Origin of the sequence: Streptomyces sp. HNM0645 (assembly GCF_030056615.1) — a bacterium.
GTDB lineage: Bacteria > Actinomycetota > Actinomycetes > Streptomycetales > Streptomycetaceae > Streptomyces > Streptomyces marianii.
This window is the reverse complement of record NZ_JASHLT010000006.1, coordinates 185,425-205,104: the sequence shown is the minus strand read 5'-3', so window position 1 is coordinate 205,104 and position 19,680 is coordinate 185,425. Positions and strand designations below refer to the sequence as shown.

At 69.8% G+C, this 19,680-nt stretch carries 16 protein-coding genes, 1 tRNA gene and 3 pseudogenes; 12 read left to right on the top strand and 8 right to left on the bottom strand.

The features are described from left to right. Positions 1-234: 234 nt before the first annotated feature. A tRNA-Gly gene (locus QMZ92_RS05885) sits at positions 235-308 on the bottom strand. 361 nt (positions 309-669) lie between these two features. On the opposite strand from QMZ92_RS05885, the gene QMZ92_RS05880 reads away from it, so the two are divergent. From QMZ92_RS05880 to QMZ92_RS05860, 5 genes and pseudogenes are all read left to right on the top strand, one after another. Beyond that, positions 670-879, top strand: coding sequence for a hypothetical protein (locus QMZ92_RS05880; protein ID WP_502961998.1), 210 nt, complete (start codon positions 670-672; stop codon positions 877-879). A gap of 193 nt (positions 880-1,072) precedes the next feature. Then, on the top strand, positions 1,073-1,648 hold the full coding sequence (gene dcd, locus QMZ92_RS05875) for a dCTP deaminase (RefSeq protein WP_283296155.1): 576 nt from the start codon (positions 1,073-1,075) through the stop codon (positions 1,646-1,648). 82 nt (positions 1,649-1,730) lie between these two features. Further along, positions 1,731-1,808 (top strand): annotated as a pseudogene (locus tag QMZ92_RS36285) (phosphoribosyltransferase); the annotation flags it as partial. Positions 1,809-2,055: 247 nt separating this feature from the next. Further along, a pseudogene (locus QMZ92_RS05865) lies at positions 2,056-2,357 on the top strand (IS5/IS1182 family transposase); the annotation flags it as partial. A 164-nt stretch (positions 2,358-2,521) separates the two neighbouring features. Continuing rightward, positions 2,522-2,992 (top strand): hypothetical protein, encoded by a 471-nt coding sequence (locus tag QMZ92_RS05860; RefSeq protein WP_283296154.1) that lies wholly within the window; start codon positions 2,522-2,524, stop codon positions 2,990-2,992. Between the two features lie 134 nt (positions 2,993-3,126). Here QMZ92_RS05860 and QMZ92_RS05855 read toward each other — a convergent pair. From QMZ92_RS05855 to QMZ92_RS05835, 5 genes and pseudogenes are all read right to left on the bottom strand, one after another. After that, positions 3,127-3,288 (bottom strand): annotated as a pseudogene (locus tag QMZ92_RS05855) (ISAs1 family transposase); the annotation flags it as partial. 344 nt (positions 3,289-3,632) lie between these two features. After that, the gene (locus tag QMZ92_RS05850) at positions 3,633-4,574 is read right to left on the bottom strand and encodes a Yip1 family protein (protein WP_283296153.1); all 942 of its coding nucleotides are present in this window, start codon (positions 4,572-4,574) and stop codon (positions 3,633-3,635) included. A 282-nt stretch (positions 4,575-4,856) separates the two neighbouring features. Continuing rightward, entirely contained in the window at positions 4,857-6,002 is a 1,146-nt protein-coding gene (locus tag QMZ92_RS05845) for an FG-GAP-like repeat-containing protein (RefSeq protein ID WP_283296171.1), read from the bottom strand. A gap of 221 nt (positions 6,003-6,223) precedes the next feature. After that, the gene (locus tag QMZ92_RS05840) at positions 6,224-8,527 is read right to left on the bottom strand and encodes a (Fe-S)-binding protein (RefSeq protein WP_283296152.1); all 2,304 of its coding nucleotides are present in this window, start codon (positions 8,525-8,527) and stop codon (positions 6,224-6,226) included. A gap of 83 nt (positions 8,528-8,610) precedes the next feature. Further along, positions 8,611-9,204: a sugar transferase gene (locus tag QMZ92_RS05835; RefSeq protein WP_502961997.1), complete on the bottom strand. Its 594-nt coding sequence runs from the start codon at positions 9,202-9,204 to the stop codon at positions 8,611-8,613. A gap of 248 nt (positions 9,205-9,452) precedes the next feature. Between QMZ92_RS05835 and dnaK the strand changes: the two genes are divergently transcribed. The 4 genes from dnaK to QMZ92_RS05815 are packed head-to-tail and all read left to right on the top strand — an operon-like array spanning position 9,453 to position 13,655. Continuing rightward, complete coding sequence (gene dnaK / locus QMZ92_RS05830) at positions 9,453-11,303, top strand: molecular chaperone DnaK (RefSeq protein ID WP_283296151.1); 1,851 nt, start codon at positions 9,453-9,455, stop codon at positions 11,301-11,303. Next, positions 11,303-11,968 carry a nucleotide exchange factor GrpE gene (grpE, locus tag QMZ92_RS05825; RefSeq protein ID WP_283296150.1) on the top strand — a complete coding sequence of 222 codons (666 nt, stop codon included), beginning with the start codon at positions 11,303-11,305 and terminating at the stop codon, positions 11,966-11,968. Before dnaK ends, grpE begins: the two co-directional genes overlap by 1 nt. 33 nt (positions 11,969-12,001) lie before the next feature. Then, a complete protein-coding gene (dnaJ, locus tag QMZ92_RS05820) occupies positions 12,002-13,189 on the top strand; it encodes a molecular chaperone DnaJ (RefSeq protein WP_283296149.1) in 1,188 nt (395 codons plus the stop codon). A gap of 4 nt (positions 13,190-13,193) precedes the next feature. Further along, positions 13,194-13,655, top strand: a complete 462-nt coding sequence (locus tag QMZ92_RS05815; protein WP_283296148.1) for a heat shock protein transcriptional repressor HspR — start codon at positions 13,194-13,196, stop codon at positions 13,653-13,655. A 534-nt stretch (positions 13,656-14,189) separates the two neighbouring features. Here QMZ92_RS05815 and QMZ92_RS05810 read toward each other — a convergent pair. Continuing rightward, on the bottom strand, positions 14,190-15,176 hold the full coding sequence (locus QMZ92_RS05810) for a helix-turn-helix transcriptional regulator (RefSeq protein WP_502961996.1): 987 nt from the start codon (positions 15,174-15,176) through the stop codon (positions 14,190-14,192). Between the two features lie 284 nt (positions 15,177-15,460). On the opposite strand from QMZ92_RS05810, the gene QMZ92_RS05805 reads away from it, so the two are divergent. Then, on the top strand, positions 15,461-15,781 hold the full coding sequence (locus QMZ92_RS05805) for a Rieske (2Fe-2S) protein (protein WP_138054021.1): 321 nt from the start codon (positions 15,461-15,463) through the stop codon (positions 15,779-15,781). Positions 15,782-15,897: 116 nt separating this feature from the next. Here QMZ92_RS05805 and QMZ92_RS05800 read toward each other — a convergent pair whose 3' ends face one another. Beyond that, positions 15,898-16,311 carry a pyridoxamine 5'-phosphate oxidase family protein gene (locus QMZ92_RS05800; RefSeq protein WP_283296147.1) on the bottom strand — a complete coding sequence of 138 codons (414 nt, stop codon included), beginning with the start codon at positions 16,309-16,311 and terminating at the stop codon, positions 15,898-15,900. 141 nt (positions 16,312-16,452) lie between these two features. On the opposite strand from QMZ92_RS05800, the gene clpB reads away from it, so the two are divergent. Together clpB and QMZ92_RS05790 are read left to right on the top strand one after the other, a co-directional pair. Beyond that, complete coding sequence (gene clpB, locus QMZ92_RS05795) at positions 16,453-19,044, top strand: ATP-dependent chaperone ClpB (protein WP_283296146.1); 2,592 nt, start codon at positions 16,453-16,455, stop codon at positions 19,042-19,044. Between the two features lie 78 nt (positions 19,045-19,122). Beyond that, positions 19,123-19,668 (top strand): type III secretion system chaperone family protein, encoded by a 546-nt coding sequence (locus QMZ92_RS05790; protein ID WP_283296145.1) that lies wholly within the window; start codon positions 19,123-19,125, stop codon positions 19,666-19,668. Positions 19,669-19,680: the final 12 nt, after the last annotated feature.

The following is a 19,680-nucleotide window of genomic DNA, read 5'->3' as shown; positions in this document are numbered from 1 at the left end:
CAGCGACAGGCAGAGCACCCAGACGCTTCTCCACCACGGACGTCACCGCCACTTCAAGACGCTGACGCTGAGACCGTGGCCGCGGGGACCGGGAAGTCATCGACACACCCGATCCAACGCCACACCCCCGGCCCAGGACACCCCCAGGCCGGTCACACCATACGAATCAACGACCCGCGAAGTACGGGTCTAGACAACCACAAAGCCCCGGGCCGATGGCCTGGGGCTTCTGTCTGGAGCGGGTGACGGGAATCGAACCCGCGCTCTGAGCTTGGGAAGCTCATGTTCTACCATTAAACTACACCCGCGAAGCGGCTTGGTTGATCAATGCCGCAGCGTTGCACACTGTACCCCATCGAAGGCCCATGGTGTATTGCACCGGGGGGGGGCTTCCGTGCATTTCCGGCGGTTCGGTCGCCGCTCGCCGGTCGTCGACTGCGCCCACCGGCCGTCCGTCCTCGCCCGCCCCCGCGGGTCCCGTGCCCGTCGGCGACCGGTGGACCGGCGAGGCGTCCGCCGGCGAGGGCCGCGGCCCTCCGTGCGGTGTCCGATGCGGCTGCGACGTGGAGGCGTTGGGGCGTACCTTTGACGGCGGAGTGCCGCGTGGAGTGCTGTCCTGTTGATCCCCTAATGTAGCTGTCTCATCCAGCTTGTCGGGGAAGGGACTTGATGCAGCCGATGGACTCGAAGTACTCGATGGATCAAGGCGGTTCACTCTCGCGCACCGTCGTCCGCTGTGCCGAAGGGCATGTCTTCACCACCTCGTCGTTCCCCATGCAGCAGCTCGGTGCCGGCCGGATCGGGCCCGGGCGGCTCATCCGCTGTCCCCGGTGCGCACGGTTGCGGCAGGCCGTCCCCGTGGTGCTGCAGAACCGCTGACGGACGCGCGGACGGGCCCGTACCACCCGCCTGGTGCCGGCGGTGGCACCCGCGCGTGCCACCGCCGGAACGCCGGGGCGGTCCCGCTGGACGGGGCGGCGGGTCGGCCGGCCCGGAGCGGCGCGAGAGCGGACGGGGCGTGCGGGCTCCGCCCGATTGGGGCGGGCCCGCGTGCTCTGCGTATCCTCGGGGCGTGCTTCTCTCAGACAAGGACATCCGGGCCGAGATCGACGCGGGACGGGTGCGCATCGACCCGTTCGACGATTCGATGGTGCAGCCCTCGAGCATCGACGTGCGGCTCGACCGCTACTTCCGGGTGTTCGAGAACCACCGTTACCCCCACATCGACCCCGCCGTCGAGCAGGCGGACCTGACGCGGCTGGTGGAGCCGGAGGGCGACGAGGCGTTCATCCTGCACCCCGGCGAGTTCGTGCTGGCGTCGACGTACGAGGTCATCAGCCTGCCCGACGACATCGCCTCCCGGCTGGAGGGCAAGAGCTCGCTCGGCCGGCTCGGTCTGGTCACGCACTCCACGGCCGGTTTCATCGACCCCGGGTTCTCCGGGCACGTCACGTTGGAACTGTCGAACCTGGCAACCCTGCCCATCAAGCTCTGGCCGGGCATGAAGATCGGGCAGCTGTGCATGTTCCGGCTGAGCTCGCCGGCGGAGCACTCGTACGGCTCCGAGAAGTACGGGTCCCGGTACCAGGGGCAGCGGGGGCCGACGGCCTCGCGGTCGTTCATGAACTTCCATCGGACGCAGGTGTGAGGGCCGGTACGCGATGAGAGGGATACGGGAGAACCTGACGTAGGCGTAGTTCGGCGTCGCGGCCCGTGAGCTCGCGCAGACGATCGCCGGCGACGGCTTCGAGCCGGACTTGGTCCTGTCGATCGCGCGCGGCGGTGTCTTCGTGGCCGGCGGGCCGGCGTAGGCGTCGGACTGCAAGAACGTGCACCTGGTCAACGTGGAGTACTTCGGGCTGGCTGCTTAGTACTCAGTGTCTGGCCTTGGCGAACGGGCAGATGCGGTGGCCTACGGAACTTGGCTGATCTTGCCGTTCGTTTGCATTGGTCGTCGCTGATCATGGTCTGTGCGCTGAGCTGGTGCTGACTGCTCGGCGCCCGCTCATCCCGCCCCTGGACGTATCGCTGCGGTGATGGTCATGCCCGGGAACGATCGGCCTGGCACTGGCCGAGATCTCCTGTGGAAGGCTGCATCCGAAGGCTCCCTCGGGCGGTGAGTGAGCCGTACGCTCCCCGGTCGACCGGGGCAAGTAGGGCCTGAAACGATCGGTGACCTTCGACGCGGCCGGAGTCCCTCTGGGGATCGTCTTCACAGGCGCCAACCGCCACGGACTCACTGGCGCTTCACCGGCGAGACCACCCGCAAGGGCGTGCCCGCACCGATCCAGGCCGGCAAGGGGTGGGTGGGCGAGCGTTCCCACTCCTGGATGAACGGCTACGGCAAGCTGCGACGCCGAGGGAGCCGAAGTACCCCTTCTTCACGGTCGGTGCCGCTGGAGGCTGAATGGCCCAACGGTTGCGCTCCTGTGGTGGCAGCCCTCAGTTCCGCTACTGAGAATGAGGCAATCGCCCGGCATCCATCGGGCAGCCATCAATCCAGAAGCGAAAGAGTCTGATCATGCACAAGGCAAAGTCGTCACGAATAGCCATCGCGGCGGTTCTCGCTCTCGGGGGACTGGCGGCGGTGGGATCGCCGGTTCAGGCGGACGGGCACAAGAAGACCGTGGTCCTAACGCTGACCCTGACAAACGAGAACTCGTACGGCAACACCGCCGACAATACGCCCGGTAGTTTCTTCGGTGCGACAGGAACCGTGGAAAAGGACGGCGAGTCGTACGGAAGCTACGTCAACGCCTGCCAGGTTGAGTCTGCAACTCCCCGTAGACTGATGTGTATGGGGGGGTTCAGAACGCCCGACGGTCAGATCGGGTACAAGGCCATCACGGAAGTGAACTTCCAGACCTTCCCTGCTGAGGTGACCGGGGGCACGCAGCGGTTCAGGAACGCTTCGGGCGACATGCAGTTCGGCCCAACGTCCTCCAACCGCGTACGCCAGGTCACCATTTACCTGAGCGGAGTCAAAGGCTGAATGATCGTGCCCATCGTCCGCTTCGCCGACGGTTCGACATTCGGCACCCGTCCCTCGCCCAGGTCAACTGGAACCTTCACCCCGACCGGTCTCACGTCCAGTGCCCCGGCGAGTGCCTGGATCGTCCGGTTTGATCATGTGATGCCGTAGAGGGCGAGGATGCGGGGGCGTTCAGTGCGGGCTCGTCGTCCGGCGGCGTCGCTGACGTAGCCGCCGAGCTTGAGCGCGCTGCGGATCACGTCGCGAAAGGCGGCGAGCACGGTGGGCGCGTTGTGGGTCCTGACCTGGGGACGGTCCGCACGGCATCCGCGAAGGCGTTCGTGCTGCTGGACGGGATCCTGCTGCCGATCGACCGGACCGCCGCCGAGGCAGGCGCACCGAGCTCCGTCCGGCCTTCCGGGCCCAGCCGAAGGCGGTGTTCCGGTTCACCCCCAGCTCACGCGCCACCACGGTCACGTTCCCCACAGCATCCAGCCGCGCAAGGAAACGCTCCCTCAACCCCGAAAGATCATCGCGTTCAACGGCCACGGTCCTCGCAACTCCCACAGATCGCGGGTGTTGCGAGGACCGTGAGAACCCAAGCAGCGTCCGTACGCGGCAGGGGCCTTGGTCGTGGTCCGTCCCGTGACCGGGACGACGGTCAGATCGTGCCGAGCTTGATGATCGCGAGCAGCGCGATCAGCTGCAGCGCCGAGGCGCCGAGCGCCTTCGGCCACGGCAGGTCGTGCGACTTGCTCACCATGGAGGTGAACAGGGCAGCGGCCGCCAGCCAGGTCGCCCAGCCGACCACCTGCACCAGCGAGTTCTCCCCGCCGAGGAAGAGGGCGACGAGGAGTCTCGGGGCGTCCGTGAGGGACATGATCAGCATCGAGAGGCCCACCGTCGGCTGCCACGCCCCGTCGCCCCCGAGTTGGCGGGCCAGGGTGTGGGTGACCGCGCCGAGGACCAGACCGCCGAGTACGAAGCCCACACCCGTGATGATCACGGACGTCAGCGCGCTCGCGAACGGTGCGTTGATCGCCTCGTCGCGCGTCTGGTCGAATCCGAAGATCGCGAGCAGGCCGTAGAGGAACGTGACGCTCAGCGCCGGGCCCCAGACCGGGTAGTCCCGCATCTGGAGGAAGGTCGGGCCGGGGCGCAGCACGATCCCGCTCAGCAGTTCCTTCCAGTGCAGGCGCGGGCCGGACGGGACGGGCGCGGCGCCTGCGTGGTACGTCGAGCCGTCGCCGTACGGGTCCTCGCCGATGCTGAAGGCTCGGGTGTGGCCGGGGTTGTCGGCGTACGGGTCGGCGCCGTGGCCGCCCTGGTGACCCCCCTGCTGCTGGTAGGGGTCGCCGAAGTACTCGGGCTCGCCGTACGGCTGCCCGTGCCCGTGCCCGTGCCCGTTCCCGTTCCCGTGTGCGTAGCCCTGTCCGCCCTGTCCGCCGCCTCTGCGGGGCCACTGCTGCGGAGGGTACGAGGGCGCCGCCTGGCCTCCTCCGGGGCCGTACTGCTGTCCGTACGGCGACGGGGGCGCCTGCTGCGGTTGTTGTTGCGGGGTGCGGTTGTTGTCCCGGCCGCGTCCGATCCTGAATCCAGCCACGCATTCGAACGTACCCGGTCCCGCTGTGTCCGGTGTCCGGAGCCGGGTAACCGGGGGACCTTTGCGGCCGAGCTGTGACATCCCCTAGGGGGACCCCGGCGGCCGGTCGTCCGCAGGAGGAGGTCACGGACTCGGCTGCGCTCGTGGCCGCAGGTGACTTGGTCTCCGGGCGCCGGTGACCTCGGTCCCGGGCCACGTGTGACCTCCGGCTGCCGGGCTCTCCGGGCGATCGGCCCGGGGCTGCGCCGGCCGTGTCCCCGCTCGGCCGCCCGTCGCCGCGCCTCAGCCGAGGAACACCGAGGTGCTGAACGTGACCAGGGGCCGGTTCCGGTCGCCCGCGCCCGGGTGGACGGCGATGACGTCCGCGTTCTCGCCCCGGTGCGTACGGGTCACGATCTCCGCGTGCCCGTCCCCGTCGAAGTCCGCGCGGCGGAGCAGCTCGGTGACGGGAGCGGTCTCGCCGGTCGGGAGAGGGGGCGCGGGTGGTAGCGGCACGGCCTTGAACCTGTACGGGCCGCCGGGCCGGCCGGGGCCGTCGGGGCCGCCGCGCAGCAGCATGCACTCCGCCTCCGTGCCGGGGACCAGGGGGCCGGTGGCGTGGACGAGGTCGTCGTAGCCGTCGCCGTCCGTGTCCGGCCGCGGCGTGGGGGCGGCGAGCACGGGGCCCGCACCCGGGACCGCTGCTGCGGCGGCGCGCGGCGCGCCGGTGCGTCCGAAGGGGCCGCGCAGGAAGCTCACCCGGCCCTCGCTCGCGGTCACCGCGAGGTCCTGGGCACCGTCGCCGTCGAAGTCGCCGCAGACGGGGTGGTCGGGCCACTCGTTGCCGTACCGGGCCCGCTCGGGGATCCGCAGGACGACAGCCCTGCCGGTGAGTCCGGACGGGCCGCCGAAGAGCAGCTGCAGCGGGACGGGCGGGCGTCCGGTGCCGTCGTACGGGGGGTCCGTGACGACGACCAGGTCGCTGAAGCCGTCCCCGTCCAGGTCGCACGCGGCGGCGGCGTCGAAGGCGGCGGGCAGGGTGCCGGCGACGGGTGCCCCGTTGGCGCGCGGCGACAGGAGCTGACGGACGGCCGGGGAGACGGGGCCCTTCGCGGCGGAGGCGGTCGCGGTGCCGCCGCCGGTGCCGTACACGATGCCGATGCCCGCGTCGTCGTCGTGGCCAGCTCCGGGCGCCTTGACCAGGTCGTTGAGGACGAGGTCGCGGTGGCCGTCGCCGTTGAAGTCCTCCGGTACGGGGCTGCCGCCGCCGCGTGGGACCGGGAGGGCCGGGGGCGCCGCCTGGCCCGCGAGGGCCCGCGGCGGGGCAGAGCGGGGTGCGGCGGGGCGTTCGGGCCCTGAGCGGGAGGGCGGGGCGAGGCCGCAGCCGGCCAGCGGCGCCAGCAGCAGCGCGGCCGCGCCCGTCAGCGCGGCGTTGCGCAGTAGACGCACCACGACGGCACCACTCCCGTTCGTCCATCCGCTTTGCCGGGCCCGGGAAGCGGAACCCGGGTTGCATCATCATGCCCCTGTCAGGTGCATCGGCCAATGGCCGGATGGCCGGCGGTTCGCCGGGCCGGGGAGCGGCCGGTGCCGCGTCGCCGCGAACGCAGAAGCGGCCGGTCCTGCCCCCGAGGCAGATCCGGCCGCTTGCTGCTCGTCCTTGCGGACGACTACTTCACGGGTTCCGGTTCCGGGTCCGGCGAGTCCGCCGGTGCCGTGTCGTCCGCGTCGCCGTCGTCGCCCGGGCCGGCCGGGGTCTTCACCGAGTCGAGCAGCAGCTGGGCCACGTCGACGACCTGGAGGGACTCCTTTGCCTTGCCCTCGCCCTTCTTGCCGTTGACCGAGTCGGACAGCATCACCAGGCAGAACGGGCAGGCGGTGGAGACGATGTCCGGGTTGAGGGACAGGGCCTCGTCGACGCGCTCGGTGTTGATGCGCTTGCCGATCCGCTCCTCCATCCACATGCGGGCGCCGCCGGCGCCGCAGCAGAAGCCGCGCTCCTTGTGGCGGTGCATCTCCTGCTGGCGCAGGCCGGGCACCTTGTCCATGATCTCGCGCGGGGGTGTGTAGACCTTGTTGTGGCGGCCCAGGTAGCAGGGGTCGTGGTAGGTGATCAGGCCCTCGACCGGGGTCACCGGGATCAGCTTGCCCTCGTCGATGAGGTGCTGGAGCAGCTGGGTGTGGTGGATGACCTCGAACTCACCGCCGAGCTGCGGGTACTCGTTGGCGATGGTGTTGAAGCAGTGCGGGCAGGTGGCGACGATCTTCTTGGCGGCCTTCGGCTTCTTCGTGGACTCGTCCACCTCCCCGTCCTCGCCGAGGGACTCCCCGAAAGCCATGTTCAGCATGGCCACGTTCTCCTGGCCGAGCTGCTGGAACAGGGGTTCGTTGCCGAGGCGGCGGGCGGAGTCACCGGTGCACTTCTCGTCCCCGCCCATGATCGCGAACTTGACGCCCGCCATGTGCAGCAGCTCGGCGAAGGCCTTGGTGGTCTTCTTGGCCCGGTCCTCCAGGGCGCCGGCGCAGCCGACCCAGTACAGGTAGTCGACCTCGGTGAGGTCCTCGACGTCCTTGCCGACGATCGGGACGTCGAAGTCGACCTCCTTGGTCCACTCGACACGCTGCTTCTTGGCCAGGCCCCAGGGGTTGCCCTTCTTCTCCAGGTTCTTGAGCATCGTGCCCGCCTCGGACGGGAACGAGGACTCGATCATCACCTGGTAGCGGCGCATGTCGACGATGTGGTCGATGTGCTCGATGTCGACCGGGCACTGCTCCACGCACGCGCCGCAGGTGGTGCACGACCACAGCACGTCCGGGTCGATGACGCCGTTCTCCTCGGCGGTGCCGATCAGCGGGCGCTCGGCCTCGGCCAGCGCGGCGGCCGGGACGTCCTTCAGCTGCTCATCGGACGCCTTCTCCTCGCCCTCCATGGTCTTGCCGCCGCCGGCCAGCAGGTACGGGGCCTTGGCGTGCGCGTGGTCGCGCAGCGACATGATCAGCAGCTTCGGGGAGAGCGGCTTGCCGGTGTTCCAGGCGGGGCACTGCGACTGGCAGCGACCGCACTCGGTGCAGGTGGAGAAGTCGAGGATGCCCTTCCAGGAGAACTGCTCGACCTGGGAGACGCCGAAGACGTCGTCCTCGCCCGGGTCCTCGAAGTCGATCTCCTTGCCGCCCGAGGTCATCGGCTGCAGGGCGCCCAGCGCGGTCTCGCCGGTGGCGTTGCGCTTGAACCAGATGTTGGGGAAGCCCAGGAAGCGGTGCCAGGCCACACCCATGTTGGTGTTCAGCGACACCGTGATCATCCAGATCAGTGACACGCCGATCTTGATCATGGCGGTGAGGTAGACCAGCGTCTGCAGGGTGGGGACGCTCAGTCCGTCGAAGGCCAGGACCAGCGGGTACGAGACGAAGTACGCGGCCTCGTAGTGGTCCACGTGGTGGATCGCGCCCTCCAGTCCGCGGAGGGCGAGGATCGCGAGACCGATGGTCAGGATGACGTACTCGACGAAGTACGCCTGCCATGCCTTGGAGCCGGCGAAGCGCGACTTGCGGCCCGCGCGGGACGGCAGGTTCAGCAGCCGGATCGCGATGAGCACGAGGATGCCGACGACGGTCATCAGGCCGATGAACTCGATGTACATCTCGAAGGGCAGGAATCCGCCCAGGACCGGCAGGGTCCAGTCGGCCTGGAACAGCTGGCCGTACGCCTGCGCGAGCGTCGGCGGCAGCGTCAGGAAGCCGATCGCGACGAACCAGTGGGCGAAGCCCACGATCCCCCAGCGGTTCATCCGGGTGTGGCCGAGGAACTCCTTGACCAGGGTGACCGTACGGGCCTTGGGATCGTTGGTACGGCTGCCCGCAGGCACGGGCTGACCGAGCTTCACGAACCGGTAGATCTGCGCGACGGCTCGGGCGATGAGCGCAACGCCGACCACGGTCAGGACCAGCGACACGATGATCGCGGCGAGTTGCATTTGGGGGCTCCTCGGGCCTGCGAGGGTGGGGAATCGGCACTTACTAAGCGGTAACTTATCCAGTCCGTGCCGAGCGTACCCACTTATTCCGTCGCACTGTAGCCAGGTGGGCGGTGATCTGCGTCGCTCAGGGCACCCTGAGTGCGAGGCGGGAGCAGGGTCGGAAGCGTGCGCGCCAGGACGGCCAGATCCAGCCCGATCCAATGGTGCTCCACGTAGTGCTGGTCGAGCAGCTCCGGTTCGTCCCAGGGCAGCGTCGAGCGCCTGTGCAACTGGGCGGGGCCGGTGAGGCCGGGGCGGACGGTCTGCCGCCAGGGGGCGGCGGCGCGGGGATCCTCCGGAGCCAGGGCCGCCGGGCCGACCAGGGACATCTCACCGGTGACCACATGGGGCAGCCTGGAGAGCAGATCCAGCCGCCAGCGCCGGGTGCGCAGTGAGCGGACGGTGAAGGGGTATCCGTGGAGCCCCGTCTTCAGCTCCCGCGCGACGATCCCGCCGGGTGGGCGGCGCAGGGCGAGGGAGCAGGCCGCGGTGGCCAGCAGCGGTGCGGCGAGGATCAGCAGCAGTGTGCCGAGGGTCAGGTCGAGGAGGCGCTTGGGGTCCGGGGGCCGCGCGGCCGGCGCCCATGGGGCCGGTCCCGCCGATCGCACCGACTGCACGGGGCGCAAGGCACTCACCTGACCGTTCTGTCTTTTCTCAGTCGATACCTGGTGGTTTCTGTCCAGTAAGACGCGTCTATGAACCTTTCGCGCGCTTTGCAGAACGATGGCACGGTGGCCATGGGGGTGTGTGCAGGCCGCGCCGGGCGGGCAGGCGAAGAGGGGTGGCACTATAGTTGAGTCGACTCGACTCAGGTCTGTTGACGCCGCGGGGCTGGTGGTGCATCCTTGAGCCAGTCCCACTCAAGTCCACTGGAGGAATCGAAATGGCACGTGCGGTCGGCATCGACCTGGGCACGACTAACTCCGTCGTCAGCGTTCTGGAGGGCGGTGAGCCCACCGTCATCACCAACGCCGAGGGCGCCAGGACCACGCCGTCCGTCGTCGCCTTCGCCAAGAACGGTGAGGTGCTCGTCGGCGAGGTCGCGAAGCGTCAGGCAGTGACCAACGTGGACCGGACGATCCGCTCGGTGAAGCGCCACATGGGCACCGACTGGGCGATCGAGCTGGACGGGAAGAACTTCAACCCGCAGCAGATCTCCGCGTTCATCCTGCAGAAGCTGAAGCGGGACGCCGAGTCGTACCTGGGCGAGAAGGTCACGGACGCCGTCATCACCGTCCCCGCGTACTTCAACGACTCCGAGCGCCAGGCCACCAAGGAGGCCGGTGAGATCGCGGGTCTGAACGTCCTGCGCATCGTCAACGAGCCGACCGCCGCCGCGCTGGCGTACGGCCTCGACAAGGACGACCAGACGATCCTCGTCTTCGACCTCGGTGGCGGTACCTTCGACGTCTCGCTGCTGGAGATCGGCGACGGCGTCGTCGAGGTGAAGGCCACCAACGGCGACAACCACCTCGGTGGTGACGACTGGGACCAGCGCGTCGTCGACTACCTGGTGAAGCAGTTCGCCAGCGGTCACGGCGTCGACCTGTCCAAGGACAAGATGGCTCTCCAGCGTCTCCGCGAGGCCGCGGAGAAGGCGAAGATCGAGCTGTCGTCCTCCACCGAGACGACGATCAACCTCCCCTACATCACGGCGTCCGCCGAGGGCCCGCTGCACCTGGACGAGAAGCTCACGCGCGCCCAGTTCCAGCAGCTGACGGCGGACCTGCTGGAGCGCTGCAAGACCCCGTTCCACAACGTGATCAAGGACGCGGGCATCCAGCTCTCCGAGATCGACCACGTGGTCCTCGTCGGCGGCTCGACCCGTATGCCCGCCGTCGCCGAGCTCGTCAAGGAGCTGACCGGCGGCAAGGAGGCCAACAAGGGTGTGAACCCGGACGAGGTCGTGGCGATCGGTGCCACCCTCCAGGCCGGTGTCCTCAAGGGTGAGGTCAAGGACGTCCTGCTCCTCGACGTGACCCCGCTGTCCCTCGGCATCGAGACCAAGGGCGGCATCATGACCAAGCTCATCGAGCGCAACACGACGATTCCGACGAAGCGCTCGGAGATCTTCACGACGGCCGAGGACAACCAGCCGTCCGTGCAGATCCAGGTCTACCAGGGCGAGCGCGAGATCGCGGCGTACAACAAGAAGCTCGGCATGTTCGAGCTGACCGGCCTCCCGCCCGCCCCGCGCGGCGTCCCGCAGATCGAGGTCTCCTTCGACATCGACGCCAACGGCATCATGCACGTGACCGCCAAGGACCTGGGCACGGGCAAGGAGCAGAAGATGACCGTCACCGGCGGCTCCTCGCTGCCGAAGGACGAGGTCGACCGGATGCGCCAGGAGGCCGAGCAGTACGCGGAGGAGGACCACCGCCGCCGCGAGGCCGCCGAGACCCGGAACCAGGCCGAGCAGCTCGTCTACCAGACCGAGAAGTTCCTCAAGGACAACGAGGACAAGGTCCCCGGTGAGATCAAGACCGAGGTCGAGACGGCGGTGACCGAGCTCAAGGAGAAGCTGAAGGGCGAGGACACAGCGGAGATCCGCACCGCCACCGAGAAGGTCGCGGCGGTCTCCCAGAAGCTCGGCCAGGCCATGTACGCCGACGCCCAGGGCCAGCAGGCCGCGGGCGGGGCGGACGCCGGGGCCTCCCAGGCGAAGGCCGACGACGACGTCGTCGACGCCGAGATCGTCGACGACGAGAAGGACCAGAAGGGTGGCGCTGCCTGATGACGGAGGAGACCCCGGGTTTCGAGGAGAAGCCCGACGTCCCCTCCGGCGCCACTCCCGATGACGCGGCGCAGGCCGCCGCCCCCTCGGCGGACGAGGGGGCGGCCCAGGCCGGGGACGCAGCACAGACGGCCCGCACGGCTGCCGACGCGGGGCTGACGGCCCAGCTGGACCAGGTCCGGACAGCGCTCAACGAGCGCACGCTGGACCTGCAGCGGCTGCAGGCCGAGTACCAGAACTACCGCCGTCGGGTGGAGCGGGACCGGATCACGGTCAAGGAGATCGCGGTCGCGCAGCTCCTGACCGAGCTCCTGCCCGTGCTCGACGACATCGGCCGTGCCCGTGAGCACGGGGAACTGCTCGGTGGCTTCAAGTCGGTGGCGGAATCGCTGGAGACCGTCGCCGCCAAGATGGGGCTGCAGCAGTTCGGCAAGGAGGGCGAGCCCTTCGACCCGACGGTCCACGAGGCCCTGATGCACAGCTACGCGCCGGACGTCACCGAGACGACCTGTGTGGCGATCCTGCAGCCGGGCTACCGGATCGGCGAGCGGACCATCCGGCCGGCGCGGGTCGCGGTGGCCGAGCCGCAGCCGGGTGCCCAGCCGAAGGAGCAGGCGGCCGAGCAGGCGACGGACGAGGAGAGCGGTGGCCCGGACGAGGGCTGACGCAGACGGCAGGCACCGGAAGGAGGGACGTCGGTGAGCACGAAGGACTTCGTCGAGAAGGACTACTACAAGGTTCTCGGCGTCCCCAAGGACGCCACCGACGCGGAGATCAAGAAGGCGTACCGGAAGCTCGCCCGCGAGAACCACCCGGACGCCAACAAGGGCGACGCGAAGGCCGAGGAGCGCTTCAAAGAGATCTCCGAGGCCAACGACGTGCTCGGCGATCCCAAGCGGCGCAAGGAGTACGACGAGGCGCGGGCGCTCTTCGGCAACGGTGGCTTCCGGGCCGGTCCCGGAGCCGGAGGAACGTTCAACTTCGACCTGGGCGACCTCTTCGGGGGCGCCCAGGCCGGGGGTGCGGGCACCGGCGCCGGCGCCGGCGGCTTCGGCGGCGGACTCGGGGACGTCTTCGGTGGCCTGTTCAACCGCGGGGCCGGCACGGGCCCCCGTACCCAGCCGCGCCGCGGCCAGGACATCGAGTCCGAGGTGACGCTCAGCTTCACCGAGGCGGTGGACGGGGCCACGGTCCCGCTGCGGATGTCCAGCCAGCAGCCCTGCAAGGCCTGTTCGGGCACCGGCGACAAGAACGGCACGCCCCGGGTGTGCCCGACCTGCGTCGGCACCGGTCAGGTCTCGCGCGGCGGCAGCGGGTCCTTCTCGCTGACCGACCCCTGCGTGGACTGCAAGGGCCGCGGGCTGATCGCCGAGAACCCCTGCGAGGTCTGCCACGGCAGCGGCCGCGCCAAGTCGTCCCGGACTATGCAGGTCCGCATCCCCGCCGGGGTGAGCGACGGCCAGCGGATCCGGCTGCGCGGCAAGGGGGCACCGGGCGAGCGCGGCGGACCGGCCGGCGATCTGTACGTGGTGGTCCACGTCGGGGAGCACCCGGTCTTCGGGCGCAGGGGCGACAACCTCACCGTCACGGTGCCGGTCTCCTTCACGGAGGCCGCGCTGGGCGGCGAGGTGAAGGTCCCGACCCTCGGCGGGCCTCCGGTCACCCTGAAACTGCCCGCGGGTACGCCGAACGGCCGTACGATGCGGGCCCGCGGCAAGGGCGCCGTCCGCAAGGACGGCACCCGGGGCGATCTGCTGGTCACCGTGGAGGTCTCGGTGCCCACGGAACTCGGCGACGAGGCGCGTGAGGCACTGGAGGCGTACCGCAAGGCGACTGAGGGTCACGACCCGCGGGCAGAACTGTTCCAGGCTGCGAAGGGAGCATGATGCGATGGACGGCCGACGTCGACAGCCCGGGTTCGGTGGCAGGGCCTATGAACTGACCGACGAGACGCCGGTGTACGTCATCTCGGTGGCGGCTCAGCTGTCCGGACTGCACCCGCAGACCCTTCGGCAGTACGACCGCCTCGGTCTGGTCTCCCCGGACCGCACGGCGGGGCGCGGCAGGCGCTATTCGGCCCGGGACATCGAACTGCTCCGCCAGGTCCAGTCCCTGTCCCAGGACGAGGGCATCAACCTGGCCGGAATCAAGCGCATCATCGAGCTGGAGAACCAGGTGACGGCCCTGCAGGCCAAGGTCGCGGAGCTGTCCGCGGCGGTCGAGGGCGCGGCGCTGGCCATGCAGCAGCGCGAGGCCCAGGTGCACGCGTCGTACCGGCGCGACCTGGTGCCCTACCAGGACGTGCAGCAGACGAGCGCGTTGGTGGTGTGGCGGCCGAAGCGGGACGGCTGAGCGTTCCCGCCGGTCGGTGGCGCAGGGAAGGCGGAGGAGGGACCGGGAGGTGTGGACCTCGCGGTCCCTCCTCACGCGCTCCGGGCCGCGGACCCGGCGGTGCGTACGCCCTCGTGGTCCGCTGCGGGCCGGTCGAGGGTCGACTCGCCCACCGGGGCGACCGGACTTCTGTGAGCAGGGCGCCAGGCGGTGGCGGGTCTCCCCGGTGAAGGCGTCCCCGGCGAAGGTGTCGACGCGGGAGGAGCCGCGCGGCAGCCGGCCCCCGCCGGGCGCGATCCATGCCGTCTCGCCGTGGTCGTTCCCCCGGGCACCCCACCGGCGTCCCCGGACCGCGACGCGATGTGCACCGGCGACAGGCCGAGCTCTACGGCGAGCCCCAGGGGGCCCGGTCACGGGTGCCCGTCGGGGGGTGCGGCTGCGGTTCCGTGCGGGGAGCGGGCGGTGCGCACCAGCGGAAGGCCGGATCCGGCCACTTCGACGACGCCCGCGGTGTGGTCGTGACGGACGGCGGGTCGGAGTCGGTCCGGTCCGTGGTCAATGATCCTGTTCCAGGATCCCGGACTGGGCGATGAGGTAGCCGAGTTGGGCCCGCGAGCCGCTGCCGAGGGCGGAGGCGAGCTTGGCGATGTGGGCCCGGCACGTGCGGACGTTCATCCCGAGACGGCGGGCGATGGCCTCGTCCACGTGGCCTTCGACGAGGAGTTTCGCGATGGAGCGCTGGACGCCGCTGACGCCGTCCGGTTCGGGGGCGTACGCGACGACCTGGTCGTCCCAGGCGATGCCGTGGAGCCAGAACTGCTCGAAGACACCGACGAGATACTGCACCAGACCCTCGTGGCGCAGCTCCAGGGCGACCCTGCGGTCGCTGCGTGCCGGGATGAAGGCCACCTTGCGGTCGACGATGATGAGCCGGTCGATGATCTCCTCGAGGGTGCGGAACTCCGCGCCGTAGGGGGCGACCCGCTCCACGTAGGCCATGGTGGCCGGGTGGTGACGTGCCGTGTGCTGGTACAGCGTGCGCATCGAGACGCCCCGGTCGACGAGCATCCCCACGCGTCGCAGCCCCTCCTGGAGGGTCGCCGGCCGGCGGCCGCTGCCCGGCTGCACCGTCAGCAGTTCCTCCCGGCACTCGGCGATGACCCGGTCCAGCGTCGCGTTGATGAGGTGGAGTCCCTCGAGGACGGTGATCGCATGTGTCGTGGACGGATCGTGTGCGTTCAGCGTCATGAATGGCTCGAACGACTCCGCCAGTGAGATGGTGAGCCGTCTCCGCTCCTGGATCTCCCGCTCTATGGGGTGCATCAGCTGGTGCAGGGCGACGGACGGCGGAACCGGACGAAGCCACTCGGTGTCGTCGGGGTCGGGGCGCAACATGCCCAGATCCATGAGGCACGGCGCGTCGGTCACCTCCGACCGGGCTATGCGGCCACTGCGCAGAGCGGACGCATACAGGTTCTTACCGGCCTCGCACAGCTCGTCGTGACTGTGCTTATCTCCCCCATCGCCCTGTTTCGTCTCCATATGCACCCCCCTCAGGGTCCTGAATTACAGGAACATGATGCCTGGCCGCGCTGGTGAAGGCGTTCGGAGTGAGCCATCGTTCTAGACGCGGGGGGAGGTAGTGATTAATAGAGGTGGAGATCGGCCATGACCAGGATGGTTCGTGCACTGTGCGCTATAGCCGTTGCGGCTGCTCTCGGCGGTCTCGCGGCGAGCGGTGAGCCGACGTGGGAGTCGGCGCCCACGACGGTGACCGCGACCCCGGGCGAACCCACTTGGGAGAGCGCGCCGGCGGACGCAGACGCATGAGCATGCCCCCGGACGATCGCGTCTTCCGGCGGGAGATGGCGACCGCGTACCGATCCGGGTGGCACTTCATCGACCTCGTCACGGCAATCCCCCACCGTGGCGACTCGCTGATGGTCACTCTCTTCGGGGAGCCGATCGTCGTCGCCCGCGAGGACGACGAGGACGTCCGCGCCTACCGGTGCCTTCGCCGGCCCCGCGGGGCCCCACGCCCCGTCCGCTGTGCCATCCGGTACGGCATGATCTTCGTCAATCTCGACCAGCGCGACCACCAGCTGGTCGAGCGCGAGACCACCACCGCCACCCCCCGCAGTGCCTGAGCGATTCCCCCGTCGTTCAAGATCGCTCAGGCGCTTCCCCCACACAGCGGCGCCATCGTGGACCTGAAACACGATGGCGCCGCTGTGCTGTGCGCGTGTGGCGGGGGGCGCGTCCGCTACGCCCGGCCCATCGCGCGGGTCAGCGCGATCTCGATGACCACGCGGTCCGGGTTCGGCGACGGCGTGCGGCCGTAGCGCTCCGCGTAGCGGGCGACCGCGTCGGCGACGGCCTCCGGGTCCGTGCGTACCGTGGCGCGACCCTCGAGCGTCGCCCAGCGGCCCTTGTCCACCTGGCAGACCGCGACCGCCGCCCCCTCGGGCCCGGCGGCCAGCACGTTGGCGACCTTGCGGCTGTTCTTGTTGGTGATCACCCGGGCGACGCCCTTCCCCCCGCCCTCCGGGTCGTACGTCACACCCACCGCCACGACGTGCGGAGTGCCGTCGGGGCGGGGAGTGGTGAGCGTGCACATGTGGTATTCGCGCCAGAAGCCGAGAAAGGACTCGTGGGGGCGGCTGGGGTCGATGGCCATGCCCGGAACATACCCGGGGGAGTACGCGTCGACGAATCCGGGAAGAGGAAGGTGTGAATAGTTGAGCGGATCCGGCTCAACTTTGTGTACCGTATAAGAGTCAGGGCGATACGCAGCCTAGGCGAGGAGGAGAAGCCGCACGTGGACGCTGAGCTGACCAACAGGAGCCGGGACGCGCTGAGCGCCGCGACCACCCGGGCCGTGTCCGAGGGACACGCCGACCTGACCCCCGCGCATCTGCTGCTGGCGCTGCTCGCGGGCCAGGACAACGAGAACATCACCGACCTGCTGGCGGCCGCCGACGCCGACCAGGCCGCGGTACGGTCGGGAGCGGAGCGCGTCCTCGCGGACCTGCCCAGCGTGACGGGATCGACCGTCGCGCCCCCGCAGCCCAACCGTGAGCTGCTCGCCGTCATCGCCGACGCCGACCGGAGGGCCAAGGAGCTCGGGGACGACTACCTCTCCACCGAGCACCTCCTCATCGGCGTCGCCGCCAAGGGCGGGCGGGCCGCCGAGGTGCTCTCCGGAGAGGGCGCCACCGCGAGGAGGCTGCAGGAGGCGTTCGAGAAGGCACGAGGAGGGCGCCGGGTGACCACGCCCGACCCCGAGGGCCAGTACAAGGCCCTGGAGAAGTTCGGCACCGACTTCACGGCCGCGGCCAGGGAGGGCAAACTCGATCCCGTCATCGGCCGCGACCAGGAGATCCGCCGGGTCGTCCAGGTGCTCTCCCGCCGTACCAAGAACAACCCCGTGCTGATCGGCGAGCCCGGCGTCGGCAAGACGGCCGTCGTCGAGGGCCTCGCCCAGCGCATCGTGAAGGGCGACGTACCGGAGTCCCTCCGCGACAAACGGCTGGTCGCCCTCGACCTCGGCGCCATGGTCGCCGGCGCGAAGTACCGCGGCGAGTTCGAGGAGCGGCTCAAGACCGTCCTCTCCGAGATCAAGGAGAGCGAGGGCCAGATCATCACCTTCATCGACGAGCTGCACACCGTCGTGGGCGCGGGCGCCGGCGGCGACTCCGCCATGGACGCCGGCAACATGCTGAAGCCGATGCTCGCCCGCGGCGAGCTGCGCATGGTCGGCGCCACGACCCTCGACGAGTACCGCGAGCGGATCGAGAAGGATCCGGCGCTGGAGCGCCGCTTCCAGCAGGTGCTGGTCGCCGAGCCCACGGTCGAGGACACCATCGCCATCCTCCGCGGCCTCAAGGGCCGCTACGAGGCCCACCACAAGGTGCAGATCGCGGACAGCGCCCTGGTGGCCGCCGCGACGCTATCCGACCGCTACATCACCTCCCGCTTCCTGCCCGACAAGGCCATCGACCTCGTCGACGAGTCCGCGTCCCGGCTCCGGATGGAGATCGACTCCTCCCCGGTCGAGATCGACGAGCTGCAGCGCTCCGTCGACCGGCTGCGCATGGAGGAGCTCGCACTCTCCAAGGAGACCGACGAGGCGAGTGTCCAGCGGCTGGAGAAGCTCCGCCGAGACCTCGCCGACAGGGAGGAGGAACTGCGCGGGCTGACGGCGCGCTGGGAGAAGGAGAAGCAGTCCCTCAACCGCGTCGGTGAGCTCAAGGAGAAGCTCGACGAGCTCCGCGGCCAGGCCGAGCGGGCCCAGCGCGACGGCGACTTCGACACCGCGTCCAAGCTGCTGTACGGGGAGATCCCGGCGCTGGAGCGGGAGCTGGAGGCCGCCAGCGAGGCCGAGGCCCGGCAGGAGGCCGCCAAGGACACCATGGTCAAGGAGGAGGTCGGCCCGGACGACATCGCCGACGTCGTCGCCTCCTGGACGGGCATCCCGGCCGGCCGGCTACTGGAGGGCGAGACCCAGAAGCTGCTGCGCATGGAGGCGGAAATCGGCAGGCGGCTGATCGGCCAGACCGAGGCCGTGCAGGCCGTGTCCGACGCCGTGCGCCGCTCCCGGGCCGGGATCGCCGATCCCGACCGTCCCACGGGCTCGTTCCTCTTCCTCGGCCCGACCGGTGTCGGCAAGACCGAGCTGGCCAAGGCGCTCGCGGACTTCCTCTTCGACGACGAGCGGGCCATGGTCCGCATCGACATGTCGGAGTACGGCGAGAAGCACAGCGTGGCGCGGCTCGTCGGTGCCCCGCCCGGGTACGTGGGCTACGAGGAGGGCGGCCAGCTCACCGAGGCGGTCCGCCGCCGCCCGTACAGCGTGGTGCTGCTCGACGAGGTGGAGAAGGCGCACCCCGAGGTCTTCGACGTCCTGCTGCAGGTCCTCGACGACGGCCGGCTGACCGACGGGCAGGGCCGGACGGTGGACTTCCGCAACACCATCCTGATCCTGACGTCCAACCTCGGCAGCCAGTACCTGGTGGAGCCGCTGACCGGAGCGGAGGAGAAGAAGCAGCAGGTCCTGGAAGTCGTACGGGCCTCGTTCAAGCCGGAGTTCCTGAACCGGCTGGACGACCTCGTCGTCTTCTCGGCCCTGGACAAGGAGGAGCTGACCCACATCGCCGAGCTCCAGATCACACGGCTCGCCAAGCGGCTCGCCGAACGCCGGCTCACCCTGGACGTCACCCCGGAGGCCCTGGAGTGGCTGGCCGACGAGGGCAACGACCCGGCCTACGGCGCGCGCCCGCTGCGCCGGCTGGTCCAGACGGCGATCGGCGACCGGCTCGCCAAGGAGATCCTCGCCGGTGAGGTGAAGGACGGGGACACGGTCCGCGTCGACCGTGCCGACGGCGGCCTGATCGTGGGTCCGGCGCAATGAGCCACGCCCGGGTGGGGGTTGCCAGCCCCCGCCCGGGATGGGGGAGGATGGCCGCATCCGTACGAAGGGAAACACCTGGTGAGCATCGACCCGTCCTCGATTCCGAACTTCGGGGGCCAGCCCCAGCCTCAGGCCGCGTCAGGACCAGCGGGCCCGGTCGTCCCCGACCAGGACCTGGTCAAGCAGCTCCTCGACCAGATGGAGCTGAAGTACGTCGTCGACGACGAGGGTGACCTCGCGGCGCCGTGGGAGGAGTTCCGCACGTACTTCATGTTCCGCGGCGAGAACGAGCAGCAGGTCTTCTCGGTGCGGACGTTCTACGACCGTCCCCACGCGCTCGAGGACAAGGCCCAGGTCCTCGATGCCGTCGATGACTGGAACCGCCGCACGCTGTGGCCGAAGGTCTACACGCACACCCACGAGGAGGAGGGACAGCCCACGACCGTCCGCCTCATCGGCGAGGCCCAGATGCTGATCGGCACGGGCGTCAGCCTCGAGCACTTCGTCTCGTCGACGGTCAGCTGGGTGCGCGCGGCCATCGAGTTCGACAAGTGGCTGGTGGAGCAGCTCGGCCTCACCCCGGCCGGGGAGCCGGCGGACGAGAAGCCCGCCGACGACGCCTGAACGGACCGGCGG